Below are 14,470 nucleotides of genomic sequence, written 5' to 3' on the forward strand. Positions count from 1 at the left end.
CGTCGCTCTTCACACAGCGGTCGACATGACTTAAATGACCCCCCATCATGAAAAAAGACTATGCGTTTCTATTTCAGAAATGACAAAATGGAATGATTAGAGATGACCAGTCTTGACGTCGATGCCGTGCGGACCTTCGTCATGGTGGCCGACCTGCAGAGCTTCACGCGTGCGGCTGCCGCGCTGGGCAGCACCCAGGCGACGATCAGCGTTAAGCTGCGTCGGCTGGAAGAGAAGCTCGGCGCGCGTCTGATCGAACGAACGCCGCGCCGCGTGGCCCTCTCGGCAAGGGGAGCGGCTTTTCTCCCGGCGGCGCGTGAATTCCTTGCCGCCCACGAACGAGCCGTTACGGAATTTTCCGACGCGCCGTGTCGGCTTGCTCTCGGCTTTGTCGATCACGTCGCCGGGCCTGAGCTGTCCATATTGATAGCCCAGTTGCATGCCCATGATCCGTCGCTCGCGCTCAACATCAGGATCGATACGAGCTCCATGCTGGAGGAGGCTTTCGATCGCGGTGAGCTCGATGCGGTGATTGTCCATCAGGAAGACGACAGCCGCCGCGGCGAAGCCTTGTCGCGCACTCAATATGGCTGGTTCGCCGCCCCGGCCTTCGAATGGCGGCCGGGAACGCCATTGCGCCTGGCGCTGCTAAGCACCGTATGCAATTGCCCTGACCGCGTGAGAGCTGTCGAGACGCTGGATAAGGCAGGCATTGCCTGGAACGAGGCTTTCGTGGGCGGCGGCGGCGCAGCCGTCAATATCGCGGTGTCGGCCGGCTTCGCCGTCGCTGCGCTCGCCTACCGTGTCGCGCCGCCCGGCCTGGTCGAGGTGGGCCGCAAACTCGGCCTGCCGCCAATTCCCCCTTCCGAGATCGTTTTGCATTCGCACAGCTTGGCGCCAAGGGCACGAGAGGCGCTGCACATGCTCGCGACCGCTTTTCGCGAGTATAATTTGCCGGCGGGATAGGCAAGGGTGTTCCTGATCCCGATTCTGTTGGTATGGATTGAGTTCCAGACCTCAGAGGGAACGAAATGGCCGAGATCACTATCCGCCCGCTCGCAGAATCCGACCACGCCGACTGGCGCAGGCTTTGGACCGCTTACCTTGCTTTCTACGAGACGAAACTGCCGCAAGAGGTCTACGAGGTCACCTGGAAGCGCCTGTTCACGCAAGGCGAGTTCGAACCGAAGGGCTTCATCGCCCTCCTCGACGGCAAGGCTGTCGGCCTCACCCACTACCTGTACCATCGCTCTTGCTGGTCCGAGAAGAACAACTGCTACTTGCAGGATCTGTTCGCCGACCCCGAAGTGCGCGGCAAGGGGATTGGCGCTGCGCTGATCGAAGCCGTGAAGCAGGAAGCCGGCAAGATCGGCGTCAGGAATGTCTACTGGATGACGCACGAAACCAACGCCACGGCGCGCAAGCTCTATGACCATGTCGCGCGCCGCACCGGCTTCATCGAGTACGACCTCTTATAGACAGAAAATGTTCATCCCTTTCTTCCTCGAACTGAAGGCTGCACGCGTTCCCGTCTCTTTGCGGGAATACCTGTTGCTGCTGGAGGGGTTGGAAGCCGGGCTGGTCGACTATGACGTCGAAGGTTTTTACTACCTCGCTCGCGCAGCGCTGGTGAAGGACGAACGCCATATCGACCGCTTCGACCAGGTGTTCGCGCATATCTTCAAGGGTGTGGAGGCGCTCAGCGGTCCGAATGCCGTCAACGTCGCTGATATCCCCGAGGAATGGCTGCGCCGGCTGGCCGAAAAGCACCTGACCGAGGAGGAGAAAAAGCTGGTCGCGGCGCTCGGCGGTTTCGAGAAGCTGATGGAGACGCTGAAGCAGCGGCTCGAGGAACAGAAAGGCCGCCACCAAGGCGGCTCGAAATGGATCGGCACTGGCGGCACCTCGCCTTTCGGCGCTTATGGCTACAATCCCGAAGGCGTGCGCATCGGCCAGCATGAGAGCCGCAACCGCCGGGCCGTGAAGGTCTGGGACAGGCGCGAGTTCGGGAATTTCGACGACGCCGTCGAGCTCGGCACCCGCAACATCAAGATCGCGCTGAAGCGGCTGCGCCGCTGGGTGCGTGAAGGCGCCGAGGAGGAGTTCGACCTGCCCGGCACCATCCACGCCACCGCCGAGCACGGTTATCTCGACGTCAAGACGCGGCCAGAGCGGCGCAACGCGGTGAAGCTTTTGATGTTCTTCGATGTCGGCGGCTCGATGGACGACCACATCAGAAGCGTCGAGGAATTGTTCTCGGCCGCCCGCGCCGAATTCCGCCAGCTCGAATATTTTTATTTCCACAACTGCCTCTACGAGGGCGTGTGGAAGGACAATCGCCGCCGCCATGCCGAGACGATCCCGACCTTCGATCTCCTCCACAAATATGGGCCTGACTACAAGGTGATCGTGGTCGGCGATGCCTCGATGAGCCCTTACGAGATCGCGCATCCCGGTGGCTCGGTCGAGCACTGGAACCCGGAGGCGGGCGCCGTCTGGCTCGGCCGTCTGCTGCGGCAGTGGCCGAACGCGGTATGGCTGAACCCCGAGAGCCAGAAGAACTGGGGGTTCACCCATTCGATCGCTATGATCCGCGACATGTTCGGCGGCCGCATGTTTCCGCTGACGCTCGCCGGACTGGAAAGCGCCACCAAGCAATTGTCGCGCAAGCATTGAGCCGGGAAAAAGACGGGAGGTTCCATGACCTGTTTCCTCTGCCTGCAATGCGGTGTCCAGTTCGCGCAGAGCGAAGCGCCCCCACAGCACTGTCCGATCTGCGAGGACGAGCGGCAATATGTGCGCTGGGAAGGCCAGGCCTGGACCACACCGGAAGAGCTCGCGGCCGGGCATCGGCTTGTGATGAAGGGCGATGCCGGCGTTCTCGCCTTCGGCATCGAGCCGCGCTTCGCCATCGGTCAGCGGGCGCTGCTGACGCAGACGCCGCACGGCAACGTTCTGTGGGACTGCATCTCGATGGTGACCGACGAGGCGGTGGCCGAGATCAATCGCCGCGGCGGCCTTGCCGGGATCGCCATCTCGCACTGCCACTACTATTCGGTGATGGTCGAATGGAGCGAGGCGTTTGGCGGCGTGCCGATCTATCTCCATGACGACGACCGGCAGTGGATCATGCGGCCACACCCGTCGATCGTCAGCTGGCAAGGCGAGACACTGGACCTGAACCCGGCGTTGACGCTCATCCGCTGCGGCGGCCACTTTGCCGGCGGCCAGGTGCTGCACTGGAAGCGCGAAGGCGGCAATGCTCTCCTGGCCGGCGATATCTTGCAGGTGACGCCGACCCGCCGCCACGTCAGCTTCATGTACAGCTATCCCAACTACATCCCGCTCAATGCGGCCGCCGTGCGCCGCATCGCGGCCGCGCTGGAGCCTTTCACATTCGATGACATCTACGGCGCGTGGTGGAACCAGAACATTATCGGTGGCGCGAAACAGGCGCTGGCGGCCTCCGTTGCGCGCTATCTCACGGCGATCGCATGAGGATTGCAGAAGGCACGCTCGAAAATGCGGGCAAATCTCGTAACAAACGCCTATCTTGTTGCGAATAGACATTGCGATCAACAACGAGCCGTCAAGGCCGAGGAGTTTTCTGCATGGACACCCACGCCTATCCCGTCACCCGCACCGACGCCGAATGGCGCGCCCGGCTGACGCCTGAGCAATATGCCGTCATGCGCAACCATGGCACCGAACGCCCGGGCAGCTGTGCGCTGCTTCACGAAAAGCGCGCCGGCACCTTCTTTTGCGTCGGCTGCGACCAGCCGCTGTTCGAATCCAAGCTGAAGTTCGAGAGCGGCACCGGCTGGCCGAGCTTCAACGACCCCGTTCCCGGTTCCATCGAGACCACGACCGACCGCAGCTACGGCATGGTCCGCACGGAATGCCATTGCGCTCGCTGCGGCAGCCATCTCGGCCACGTCTTCGAGGACGGCCCGCCGCCGACCGGGCTGCGCTACTGCATCAACGGCGTGGCGCTGAGATTCGAGCCGGCGGCCTGAGCGCGGCCTCGCCAACGCTTCCTGCGAAGGGCGGCCTCGGCCGCCTTTTTCGTGCAGCATTGTCAGACGACGACTGTTACGATCAGCCAGAGCGCCGAACCCAGCATAGCAAGGGAGGCCTTGGCGCCCCCGGTTCGCTCCGCCGTCCGCCAGACGGCCGAGGTCAGGAAGATGTTGTAGGGCACCGGCGCGAAATGCACCGCCAGCACAAGACCGAGCGGCGTCTTCACCCCCAGCAGAATGAGCGCCGCCACGGACGATGCAATGTTGATCGCCGTGCCGACGAGCACCATATCGCGCCAGAACAGCCGGTCGAGCCGCACCTGGCCATCCCAACGCGAGCGGAAGAAATCCGCGAGCATCGGCGGCCTATCCCTGTCCCAGAACTTCGGTGACAGCGCACTCGAACCGCGAGCATTCGGTCACCAGCCAGTCCGTCATGGCCGGCCAATTGTCCTCGGCAAAGCAGTTGACCCGCCACTGTGAATTGATGCCGAGGTTTTGTGCGCTCTGCTCCGGCCTGAGCTTCAGCCGTTCCTCGATCGCCGGCTGAAACGGCTTGAGGCGCACCCAGACGTCGGTTGCGCCAAGCTTCTCGTTACGGCCGAAGAAGACGCCGACCACATTCTCGCTCGGCGCCACGTACATGGAGAGCACCAGCGCAAATTCCGGCAGCCCGCGCTGCCAGAACCAGGGCCCTCGCCTCGCCAGCCGGGTTCTTTCTTCCGGGTGACGCTCGGCAAACAGCGTCCAGAAGCCGCGTTGGCGGAACTCCGAGGCCCTTCGGCCGCCGAAGTCGAACTCACTCATCGCCGACCCCGGACGTCACGAGATGCCTCGCCTTACACCATGCCGAGGGCGGCCTTGTAGAGGTCCAGGATGGACTCCTCCTCCTGGCGCTCGGCCTGGTCCTTCTTGCGCAGCCGGATGATCGCGCGCATCGCCTTGGTGTCGAAGCCGGTGCCCTTGGCCTCGGCGAACACTTCCTTGATGTCGTCGGAAATGGTCTTCTTCTCCTCCTCGAGCCGCTCGATGCGCTCGATGAAGGCACGCAACTGGCCGGCGGCAACAGTCTGGCTGGTCTCTGTGATATCGTCGGCCATGTTTTTCTCCAAAAAAATCGATGCTTCGCCGCGACTCGGCAACCGTGCCGCCGCAAATTTCTGCGGTTCGATGCCCGACCGGGGACGGCGGGTCAAGCGGTTATCGAACAGGCTGGCAGGGCTGCCGACAGAAGCCGACAGTCTGTGGCTCTCTCTTGCGAGCTCTCAACTGAAGGCGATCAGCAGGTCCTTGGCATCGATCTGGTCGCCGGCCTTGACCAGCACCTCGGCGACCGTGCCGTCACGCTCGGCATGCAGCGCCGTTTCCATCTTCATTGCTTCGATGGAAAGCAGCACGTCGCCGGCCTTGACGGCCTGGCCGGCGGCCACAGCGAGCGCCGAGACGACGCCCGGCATCGGCGCTCCGACATGCGCCTCGTTGCCGGGTTCGGCCTTGCGCCTTGCCTTGGCGGCGGACGCGCCATGCGCCCGGTCGGGCACCTTGACGCGGCGCGGCTGGCCGTTGAGTTCGAAGAACACGGTGACCATGCCCTTGTCGTCCACGTCGCCGATCGCTTGGCAGCGCACGACCAGCGTCTTGCCCTTCTCGATGTCCACGAACACCTCGTCTTCGGGCTTCATGCCGTAGAAATAGGTCGGCGTCGGCAGCACGCTGACGGGACCGTAGGTTTCCTGCGCGGCCGCGAAGTCCGAGAAGACCTTCGGATACATCAGCCAGGAAGCGAACTCGTATTCGCTGAGCTTGCGCTCGAGCTTCCGTTCGATCTCCTTGCGGCTGGCCTTGAGGTCTGCCGGCTTGAGCAGCGAGCCCGGCCGCGCCGTGATCGGCCTGTCGCCCTTCAGCACTTTCTTCTGCAGCGCCTGCGGCCAGCCGCCAGGCGACTGGCCGAGATCGCCGCGCAGCATCGAGACGACCGAGTCCGGGAAGGCGATGTCCCTCGCCGGGTTCTCGACGTCGGCGACGGTGAGGTCCTGGCTGACCATCATAAGCGCCATGTCGCCGACCACCTTGGACGACGGGGTCACCTTGACGATGTCGCCGAACATCAGATTGACGTCATGATAGGTCTGCGCCACCTCGTGCCAGCGCGTCTCCAGCCCAAGCGAACGCGCCTGTTCCTTGAGGTTCGTGAACTGTCCGCCCGGCATCTCGTGCAGGTAGACTTCCGACGCCGGCCCCTTGAGGTCGCTTTCGAAGGCGGCATACTGGTTGCGCACCGCTTCCCAGTAGAAGGAGATCCTCCGGATCCATTGCGGGTCGAGCCCGGGATCGCGCTCGGTGCCCTTCAGCGCCTCGACGATAGAGCCGAGGCAGGGCTGCGAGGTATTGCCGGAGAACGCATCCATCGCCGCGTCGATGGCGTCGACGCCGCTCTCCACCGCCGCCAGAACCGTTGCCGCTGAGAGCCCCGATGTATCGTGCGTGTGGAAATGGATGGGCAGGTCTGTCGCTTCGCGCAGCGCCTTGAACAGCACGCGCGCGGCGCTCGGCTTCAACAGCCCGGCCATGTCCTTGACCGCTATGATATGGGCGCCGGCCGCCTCGAGCTCTTTCGCCAGCCCGACATAATATTTCAGGTCGTACTTCGCCCGCGCGGGATCGAGAATATCGCCGGTATAGCAGATCGCCGCCTCGATCAGCTTGCCCTCGGCGCCGACCGCGTCCATGGCAACGCGCATGTTCTCGACCCAGTTCAGGCAGTCGAACACCCGGAACAGGTCGATGCCGCCTGATGCCGCCTGTTTGACGAAATGCTGCACGACATTGTCGGGATAGTTGGTGTAGCCGACGCCGTTGGCGCCCCTCAGAAGCATCTGCAGCAGGAGATTGGGCGCCGCCTCGCGTACCAGCGAGAGCCGCTCCCAGGGATCCTCGGTGAGGAAGCGCATGGCGACGTCGAAGGTGGCGCCGCCCCAGCATTCAAGCGAAAGCAACTGCGGCAGGGCACGCGCATAGGTGCCCGCTATGCCGGCGATATCGTGCGTGCGCACACGCGTCGCCAACAGGGATTGATGGCCGTCGCGCATCGTCGTGTCGGTGACCAGCACCTCTTTTTGCGAGCGCATCCAGGCGGCGAATTTTTCCGGACCGAGCACGTCAAGCTTCTGCTTGCTGCCGCCGGGCACATTGCCGTTGAGGTAGGGCACCACGGGTGCGGCGGCATCGGCTTTCGGCTGCGGCCGGCCGCGCGTCTCGGGATGGCCGTTGACGCTGACGTCGGCAAGATAGTTGAGCAGCTTCGTGGCGCGGTCCTGGCGCTTGACCTGCTCGAACAGCTCCGGCGTCGTGTCGATGAACTTGGTCGTGTAGGAATTGTCGGCGAAGTTCGGGTGATTGATGATCGCTTCGAGGAAAGTCAGGTTTGTGGCCACGCCGCGGATGCGGAATTCGCGCAGCGCCCGGTTCATGCGTGCGATGGTCTCGGCCGGCGTCGGCGCCCATGCGGTCACCTTTTCCAGCAACGGGTCATAGAAGCGGGTAATGACCGCGCCCGAATAGGCGGTGCCGCCATCGAGGCGGATGCCGAAGCCGGTGGCGCCACGATAGGCGGTGATGCGGCCATAGTCCGGGATGAAATTGTGCTCGGGATCCTCGGTGGTGATGCGGCACTGCAGCGCGTGGCCGTTCAGCCTGATGTCCTTTTGTGCTGGAACGCCCGATTCCGGCGTGCCGATGGCGAAGCCGTCGAGAATGTGGATCTGCGCCTTGACGATGTCGATGCCCGTCACCTGTTCGGTGACGGTGTGCTCGACCTGGATGCGCGGATTGACCTCGATGAAATAGAACTTGCCGGTGTCGGCGTCCTGCAGGAACTCGACCGTGCCGGCGCCGATATAGCTGGTTTCGCGCGCGATCTTCAGCGCATGGCCGCACAGCTCCTGGCGCAGCTCCTCGCTGAGATAGGGCGCGGGCGCCCGCTCGACGACCTTCTGGTTGCGGCGCTGGATCGAGCAGTCGCGCTCGAACAGATGCACCGCATTGCCACTGGTATCGCCCAGGATCTGCACTTCGACATGGCGGGCGCGCTCGATCAGCTTTTCGAGATAGACCTCGTCCTTGCCGAAGGCGGCTTTCGCCTCGCGCTTGCCCTCGGTGACCTCGCGGGCGAGATCGGCCTCGGCACGGATGGCGCGCATGCCGCGGCCGCCGCCGCCCCACGAAGCCTTCAGCATCAGGGGATAGCCGATCTCCGTGGCAAGTTTCTTGACCGCCTCCATGTCGTCCGGCAACGGATCGGTGGCAGGAATGACAGGCACGCCGACCTCGATGGCCAGATTGCGCGCCGCGACCTTGTTGCCAAGCCGGCGCATCGTCTCCGGCTTGGGCCCGATGAAGGTGATCCCGGCTTCGGCACAGGCCTCGGCGAATTCGGGGCTTTCCGAAAGCAGTCCATAGCCGGGGTGGATCGCATCGGCGCCCGACAGCCTGGCGACGCGGATCACCTCCTCGATCGAGAGATAGCTTTCGATCGGCCCCATATCCTTGTTGAGGTGCGGCCCGCGCCCGACCTGGTAACTCTCGTCGGCCTTGAAGCGATGCAGCGAATATTTGTCCTCCTCGGCCCAGATCGCCACCGTTTTGAGGCCGAGTTCATTGGCCGCGCGAAACACGCGGATGGCGATTTCGGACCGGTTGGCGACGAGGATCTTCGTGATGGCCAAGGATTGGGCTCCAGCAGCGGAAGGGAAGAGCAAGCGGCGCCATGATTAGCGTGAAAATGCTGCAGTGCAAACAAAATTTGACGCGCGTTTAAACCGATTTAAACCCGAGTCTTCGCCTTGAGCGTGGCCCCAAACGGCTGAACATCAGTGGAAAGCCGCCGCTGTCCTCAAAACGAGGATCTTTGCCAGATAATAAACGCGCGATCGCTGCTTCCGTAAAAGAAAATGCCCGGCGCGAGGCGCCGGGCATTTCCGTGAAGTCAATGCGGACAGGCTTACATCTTCTGGACGTAGGTGTACTTGCCGTCGTCGCCCTTCTTCCACTCGTACATGACGTAGCCGGGCAGCGTCGGGTCACCCTTGGCGTCGTAGGAGAGGTCGCCGAGCACGGTCTTGAACGGACCCTTCTCGTGCAGCGCCTTGGCAACTTCCTGCGGGTCATTGGACTTGGCAGAGGTGGCTGCCTCGGCGATCGCCTGCATGGCCGCGTAGGCGTAGAGCGTGTAGGCCTCCGGCTCGAAGCCCTGCGCGCGGAACTTCTCGACCAGTTCCTTGTTGGCCGGAATCAGGCGAGGGTCCGGACCGAACGTGTTGAGCGTGCCCGCGACCGCGTCGCCAGCGATCGAGGCCAGTTCGTTCGACACGATGCCGTCGCCGGAAACCAGCGTCGCCTTGAGGCCCTGGTCGGCCGCCTGGCGGATGATCAGGCCGGCTTCAGTGTGCAGGCCGCCCCAGTAGATGATGGAGACGCCGGCTTCCTTCATCTTGGCGATCAGCGCCGAGAAGTCCTTGTCGCCGACATTGACGCCTTCATACATGACTTCCTTCACGCCCTTGGCGTTCATAGCCTTCTTGGTCTCGTCGGCAAGGCCCTGGCCGTAGGTGGTCTTGTCGTGCACGACGGCGATCTTGGCGTCCTTGAAATTGGCCGCCAGATAACCGCCGGCGATGCCGCCCTGCTGGTCATCGCGTCCGCAGGTGCGGAACACGTTCCACAGGCCGCGCTCGGTGAACTGGGGGTTGGTCGCGGCAGGCGTGATCTCGACGATGCCGTTTTCCGCGTAGACTTCCGACGCCGGAATGGAGACGCCCGAGTTGAAGTGGCCGACCACGAACTTGACTCCGTCGCCGACGAACTTGTTGGCGACCGAGATGCCTTGCTTCGGATCGGAGACGTCGTCGCCGACTTCGAGCTTGATCTGCTCGCCGTTGATGCCGCCCGCCGCATTGATGTCGGCGACCGCCTGCTCCGCGCCCTTCTGCAACTGTGCGCCGAAGGCGGCATTCGGACCCGTGATCGGGCCAGCAACGCCGACCATTAGATCAGCCCACGCATTGCCGCTGAACGCGATCAGCGCGGTCAGGGCGACGGCGGACAAAAGTGATTTTTTCATTTAAACGCTCCCATTAACGGAGTGGGCGTGGATGAAGCTTTCATGCGATGCCCACCCTTATCGCAGAAAGCATAGTTTGCCGATTTTCAGGCACTTGTCACGCCGATTCATCCCCGAAACGGCGTTAATGATGAACGTCAACCTTTCGGTTTCCAGCTCAAGATTGAAGCTCTTTCGTAGAGCCAATTATACTGTGTCACCATCTGGTTGGTTCGTGTGTATTGATAGCCGACGAAGCCGAGGATCATCAGTACGATGGTGTCGACGACATAGTAATGCAGCGAGAACATCGTGCCGTTGAACAGCGCGTGATGGATGAAGCGGATGCCGATGCCGAGACCCAGCAGATAGGCGAACAGCTGGACGAAGCTGCGCCAGGTCTGGGCACTGGCCTTGCCGGTCATCCATGCCGCCCAGCCGCCGAGCAGGCAGGTGACGAAGAAGAACTGCCAGATGGACGGTTCCTCGTAGAGAATGCCTTGCATGGTAAGGACTCCTGAACTCAGTGATGGCCGCCTTCGAGATAGGCGGCGCGCACTTCCGGATTGGCGAGCAGTTCCTTGCCGGTGCCGCTCATGGTCACATTGCCGTTGACCATGACATAGCCGCGCGTCGCCAGCTTCAGCGCGCCGAAGGCGTTCTGCTCGACCAGGAACACGGTCAGCCCCTGCGTGCGGTTCAGCTCGCGAATGGCATCGAAGATCTGTTTGACGATCAGCGGCGCAAGACCGAGCGACGGCTCGTCGAGCAGAAGCAGCTTCGGCCGCGCCATCAGCGCGCGCCCGATCGACAGCATCTGCTGCTCGCCGCCCGACAGCGTGCCGCCGCGCTGGGCGATGCGCTCCTTCAGGCGCGGGAACAGTGTGAACACCTTCTCGACGTCCTCGTCATAGTGCTTGAGGTTGTCGAGGCTGGCGCCCATCTGCAGATTTTCCATCACCGTCATGCGCGGGAAGATGCGCCGGCCTTCCGGCGACTGGGCAATGCGCAAGCGCGCGATCTCGTGCGTCGGCAATTGGGTGATGTCGGCGCCGGCGAAGGTGATGGTGCCCGCGCGGGCGCGCGGCGCTCCAAAAATGGTCATCATCAGCGTCGATTTGCCGGCGCCGTTGGCGCCGATCAGCGCCACGATCTCGCCCTCGTTGACGGTGACGTCGACGCCGTTCAGCGCACGGATGTTGCCGTAATAGGTCTGCACGCCCTTGATATCGAGCAGCGTCTTCCCGGCCATCACTTGCCCCCTCCGCGCTTGGCCCGAACGGGCTTGCCCGCTCCTGTCGCGGGCTTTGCTGCCTGCTTACCGGAAGCATGGCTCGTCGCCACCTTGCCGGCGTCGACGCGGCGCGAGAATTCCGTGTCCTTGCCCTGGCTAAGCAGCCTGGCCTGCTTGACCCATTCTTCGCGGGCGATGCGTCCGTCAAAGGCGAGATACGCTTCGACGGCCTCGACATCGGCCTTCTTCCAGGCGCCGATCTGGTCGAAGTGGAAGATGCCGTGTTCGTTGAGCTTCTTCTCGTTGACCGCGCCGATCCCCTTGATGCGGGTGAGATTGTCGGCTTTGCCGCCGCGGGGCGCCGTGAGGCGGTTCGAGATGCCCGCGGCCTTCGCGGCCGGCGTCTTGGCCCCTGTCTTGACACTCGCCTTGGTGGCCGGCTTCGCCGCCGGCTTGGTCCGCGAAGCAGGTGCTGGCGCGACAGCCTTGGCCGCAACGCTCGCCGCCCGCGCATCGACCTGCGCCGCCTTCGAGGCGCCCTTCGACACCGTGATGCGCTCGCCTTCGCTGTGGCCGACCGTGTCGCTCACCGGGCCGGCGAGATAGGACGACGATGTTCCCGGACCATGCGCGGCATCGGGACCGGTATCGAGTTGCTCGATGACGTCCTCGTCGCCGACTTCAGTCAGCACGGTCTCGACCTCCTCGTCGTCGACGCCGAGATAGGCGGCGATGACGCGCGGATCGGTGCGCACCGACTGCGGATTGCCGTCGGAGATCTTGCGGCCGTATTCCAGAACCACGACGTGATCGGAGATCTGCATGACCACCGACATGTCGTGCTCGATCAGCAGGATCGAGGTGCCGGTGTTGTTCTTGATGTCCATCAGCAGGTCGTTGAGCGCGGCCGATTCCTTTGGATTGAGACCGGCGGCGGGCTCGTCGAGGCACAGAAGCTCCGGGCCGGTGCACATGGCGCGCGCGATCTCGAGGCGCCGCTGCGCGCCATAGGGCAGGTCGCCGGCCGGATCGTCGGCGCGGTCGACCAGATCGGCTTTCTCAAGCCAGTGCTTGGCAAGTTCGACGGATTCGGCCGAGGCCTTGCGGTAACCGCTGAAGCCGAACAGGCCGAGCACCGTATAGCCCGAAGCCTTCATCAGCTTGTTGTGCTGGGCAACGAGCAGGTTCTCGAGCACCGTCATGCCCGAGAACAGGCGGATGTTCTGGAAGGTGCGCGCCACCTTGGCGCGCGCCGGGATCTCATGGTTGGGCAGCCGTTCGAGCAGGTAGATCGAGCCGTCCTGCCGGGTGAGAGTGATCATGCCTTCCGACGGCTTGTAGAAGCCGGTGATGCAGTTGAACACGGTGGTCTTGCCGGCGCCGTTGGGCCCGATCAGCGCGGTGATCTCGCCGCGCCTGGCGGTGAAGGACAGGTCGCCGATCGCGACCAGGCCGCCGAACTTCATCGACAGGTGTTCGACGTTCAGGATGGCGTCGTTCATGGAGGGGTTCGCGTTCATCAGCCGTGCCCCTCCTTGGTGAAGGAACTGGAGACAGCCCTTCGCACCTTGAGGAAGGCGGTCGGCTCACGGCTGCCGACGAAGCCGCGCGGCTTCCACAGCATGACGATCACCATGGCCATGCCGAACAGCAGCATACGGTAGAGTTCCGGCGTGAAGTCGGGTCCGAAGACCTGCTTGAGGAAGTCGAGTTCGCGCAGCACCTCGGTGCCGCCGATCATGACCAGAGCCGCGACGGCAATGCCGACCAGTGATCCCATGCCGCCAAGCACGACGATGGCCAGAATGATCGCCGATTCCAGGAAGACGAAGGATTCGGGGCTGACGAAGCCTTGCCGGGCGGCGAAGAACGAGCCGGCAAAACCGCCGAACATGGCACCGGTGGCAAAGGCGGTCAGCTTGGTGGTCGTGGTGTTGATGCCGAGCGAGCGGCAGGCGATCTCGTCCTCGCGTAAGGCTTCCCAGGCGCGGCCAACCGGCATGCGCCTCAGCCTGACCGTGACGAAGGCGGTGAGCAGCGCCAGCCCCAGGATGAGGTAATAGAGGAAGATCTTGTAATAGGCGCTTGATGTGGCGATGTTCAGCACCTTGCCGATATAGTTCGGATCCGAGACGTTGAAGCTCATCAGGCCGAAGAAGGTGACCTTCGGGATGCCGGAAATGCCGGCCGAGCCATTGGTCACCTCGCGCCAGTTGATGATCACCAGCCGGATGATCTCGCCGAAGGCAAGCGTCACGATGGCCAGGTAGTCGCCGCGCAGGCGCAGCACCGGAAAGCCGAGCAGCACGCCCCAGAAGGCGGCCATGGCGCCTGCGGCCGGCAGGAGGATCCAGAAGGAGAGGCCGTAATGCGTGCCGAGCAGCGCATAGGCATAGGCGCCGACGGCATAGAAGGCGACATAGCCGAGGTCGAGCAGGCCGGCCAGACCGACGACGATGTTCAGCCCCCAGGCCAGCATGACATAGATCAGGATCTGGATGCCGAAATTATCGACCCATTTCAGCGACCCTTGCAGCCCGCCGACGAGCGACCACGACATCAGCGACAGCATGCCCACGACAATGATCGGATAGAGCACCAGTGCGGCGATGCCGAGTTTTGTGAAGTTGGCATGGATGAAGCCGCGGAAATAGTAGATCACGCAGGCCAGCGCGTAGATGACCGCAAGGGCGCGCAGGAATTGCAGATAGCCGGCCGGCTCCGCCCCTACCCAGCCGGCGAGAGACCTGCTGAAGACGAACAGCAGCGCCGCGACGATGACGGCCACGATGAAGGCTGGAAAGAGGAAGAAGCGCGACGCCACGCTGGCCGGCAGCAAGCCGGTGGCGACGTCGGCGATCTTCTGGTTGGCCAAAAAGGGCTGGCCGTAGGCGACATAGAGGAAGCGTCCGACGGCCGTGGCGATGACCACTGCGGCGAGCAACCCCCAGCGCTGCACCAGGATCAGCTCGTTTGAGATGTTCTGGTCGGTCTTGAGCCCGATGAACAGCACGAACAGGCCGAGCGCGATGGCACCGGCATAGAAGGCCTCGCGCAAGGCGCGCTGCATGGGCGTGGCTGCGACGGTGTCGCGCTCGGGAGATACGGTGACGGCCATGA

General features: G+C 63.3%; 14 protein-coding genes. 5 read left to right on the plus strand and 9 right to left on the minus strand.

All coding sequences use genetic code 11. From position 1 onward, the window contains the following. Positions 1–102: 102 nt before the first annotated feature. From FJ959_RS01300 to msrB, 5 genes are all read left to right on the plus strand, one after another. On the plus strand, positions 103–966 hold the full coding sequence (locus tag FJ959_RS01300) for a LysR family transcriptional regulator (protein WP_140566807.1): 864 nt from the start codon (positions 103–105) through the stop codon (positions 964–966). A 65-nt stretch (positions 967–1,031) separates the two neighbouring features. After that, the gene (locus FJ959_RS01305) at positions 1,032–1,478 is read left to right on the plus strand and encodes a GNAT family N-acetyltransferase (protein ID WP_140628055.1); all 447 of its coding nucleotides are present in this window, start codon (positions 1,032–1,034) and stop codon (positions 1,476–1,478) included. Positions 1,479–1,485: 7 nt separating this feature from the next. After that, positions 1,486–2,676: a VWA domain-containing protein gene (locus FJ959_RS01310; RefSeq protein ID WP_140493104.1), complete on the plus strand. Its 1,191-nt coding sequence runs from the start codon at positions 1,486–1,488 to the stop codon at positions 2,674–2,676. A 24-nt stretch (positions 2,677–2,700) separates the two neighbouring features. Next, entirely contained in the window at positions 2,701–3,498 is a 798-nt protein-coding gene (locus FJ959_RS01315; RefSeq protein WP_140493101.1) for an MBL fold metallo-hydrolase, read from the plus strand. Positions 3,499–3,611: 113 nt separating this feature from the next. Then, a complete protein-coding gene (msrB, locus tag FJ959_RS01320) occupies positions 3,612–4,016 on the plus strand; it encodes a peptide-methionine (R)-S-oxide reductase MsrB (protein ID WP_140493098.1) in 405 nt (134 codons plus the stop codon). A 62-nt stretch (positions 4,017–4,078) separates the two neighbouring features. Here the strand turns inward: msrB and FJ959_RS01325 are convergent, their stop codons facing one another. From FJ959_RS01325 to livM, 9 genes are all read right to left on the minus strand, one after another. Then, complete coding sequence (locus FJ959_RS01325; protein ID WP_140628057.1) at positions 4,079–4,378, minus strand: hypothetical protein; 300 nt, start codon at positions 4,376–4,378, stop codon at positions 4,079–4,081. Between the two features lie 7 nt (positions 4,379–4,385). After that, complete coding sequence (locus FJ959_RS01330) at positions 4,386–4,826, minus strand: hypothetical protein (protein WP_140517533.1); 441 nt, start codon at positions 4,824–4,826, stop codon at positions 4,386–4,388. 32 nt (positions 4,827–4,858) lie between these two features. Then, positions 4,859–5,119: a DUF2312 domain-containing protein gene (locus tag FJ959_RS01335; RefSeq protein WP_140493089.1), complete on the minus strand. Its 261-nt coding sequence runs from the start codon at positions 5,117–5,119 to the stop codon at positions 4,859–4,861. A gap of 165 nt (positions 5,120–5,284) precedes the next feature. Then, positions 5,285–8,743 carry a pyruvate carboxylase gene (gene pyc, locus FJ959_RS01340; RefSeq protein WP_140554901.1) on the minus strand — a complete coding sequence of 1,153 codons (3,459 nt, stop codon included), beginning with the start codon at positions 8,741–8,743 and terminating at the stop codon, positions 5,285–5,287. 275 nt (positions 8,744–9,018) lie between these two features. After that, entirely contained in the window at positions 9,019–10,137 is a 1,119-nt protein-coding gene (locus FJ959_RS01345) for a branched-chain amino acid ABC transporter substrate-binding protein (protein WP_140493083.1), read from the minus strand. A 137-nt stretch (positions 10,138–10,274) separates the two neighbouring features. Continuing rightward, entirely contained in the window at positions 10,275–10,622 is a 348-nt protein-coding gene (locus FJ959_RS01350; protein WP_140493080.1) for a DUF6867 family protein, read from the minus strand. A 17-nt stretch (positions 10,623–10,639) separates the two neighbouring features. Further along, a complete protein-coding gene (locus tag FJ959_RS01355) occupies positions 10,640–11,368 on the minus strand; it encodes an ABC transporter ATP-binding protein (RefSeq protein ID WP_140628060.1) in 729 nt (242 codons plus the stop codon). Continuing rightward, on the minus strand, positions 11,368–12,870 hold the full coding sequence (locus FJ959_RS01360; RefSeq protein ID WP_140493073.1) for an ATP-binding cassette domain-containing protein: 1,503 nt from the start codon (positions 12,868–12,870) through the stop codon (positions 11,368–11,370). Before FJ959_RS01360 ends, FJ959_RS01355 begins: the two co-directional genes overlap by 1 nt. After that, positions 12,870–14,468 carry a high-affinity branched-chain amino acid ABC transporter permease LivM gene (gene livM / locus FJ959_RS01365; RefSeq protein WP_140493070.1) on the minus strand — a complete coding sequence of 533 codons (1,599 nt, stop codon included), beginning with the start codon at positions 14,466–14,468 and terminating at the stop codon, positions 12,870–12,872. The genes FJ959_RS01360 and livM overlap by 1 nt, the downstream gene beginning before the upstream one ends. Positions 14,469–14,470: the final 2 nt, after the last annotated feature.

This window comes from Mesorhizobium sp. B2-2-4, from assembly GCF_006442375.1.
Taxonomy (GTDB): domain Bacteria; phylum Pseudomonadota; class Alphaproteobacteria; order Rhizobiales; family Rhizobiaceae; genus Mesorhizobium.

Excerpts from the sequence above, each read along its gene's own strand:
- FJ959_RS01315 (WP_140493101.1), top strand. The coding sequence starts at position 2,701 with ATGACCTGTTTCCTCTGCCTGCAATGCGGTGTCCAGTTCGCGCAGAGC.
- livM (WP_140493070.1), bottom strand. The coding sequence starts at position 14,468 with ATGGCCGTCACCGTATCTCCCGAGCGCGACACCGTCGCAGCCACGCCC.
- FJ959_RS01350 (WP_140493080.1), bottom strand. The coding sequence starts at position 10,622 with ATGCAAGGCATTCTCTACGAGGAACCGTCCATCTGGCAGTTCTTCTTC.
- FJ959_RS01355 (WP_140628060.1), bottom strand. The coding sequence starts at position 11,368 with ATGGCCGGGAAGACGCTGCTCGATATCAAGGGCGTGCAGACCTATTAC.
- FJ959_RS01335 (WP_140493089.1), bottom strand. The coding sequence starts at position 5,119 with ATGGCCGACGATATCACAGAGACCAGCCAGACTGTTGCCGCCGGCCAG.
- FJ959_RS01360 (WP_140493073.1), bottom strand. The coding sequence starts at position 12,870 with ATGAACGCGAACCCCTCCATGAACGACGCCATCCTGAACGTCGAACAC.
- FJ959_RS01330 (WP_140517533.1), bottom strand. The coding sequence starts at position 4,826 with ATGAGTGAGTTCGACTTCGGCGGCCGAAGGGCCTCGGAGTTCCGCCAA.
- FJ959_RS01300 (WP_140566807.1), top strand. The coding sequence starts at position 103 with ATGACCAGTCTTGACGTCGATGCCGTGCGGACCTTCGTCATGGTGGCC.
- msrB (WP_140493098.1), top strand. The coding sequence starts at position 3,612 with ATGGACACCCACGCCTATCCCGTCACCCGCACCGACGCCGAATGGCGC.
- FJ959_RS01305 (WP_140628055.1), top strand. The coding sequence starts at position 1,032 with ATGGCCGAGATCACTATCCGCCCGCTCGCAGAATCCGACCACGCCGAC.
- FJ959_RS01325 (WP_140628057.1), bottom strand. The coding sequence starts at position 4,378 with ATGCTCGCGGATTTCTTCCGCTCGCGTTGGGATGGCCAGGTGCGGCTC.
- FJ959_RS01345 (WP_140493083.1), bottom strand. The coding sequence starts at position 10,137 with ATGAAAAAATCACTTTTGTCCGCCGTCGCCCTGACCGCGCTGATCGCG.
- FJ959_RS01310 (WP_140493104.1), top strand. The coding sequence starts at position 1,486 with ATGTTCATCCCTTTCTTCCTCGAACTGAAGGCTGCACGCGTTCCCGTC.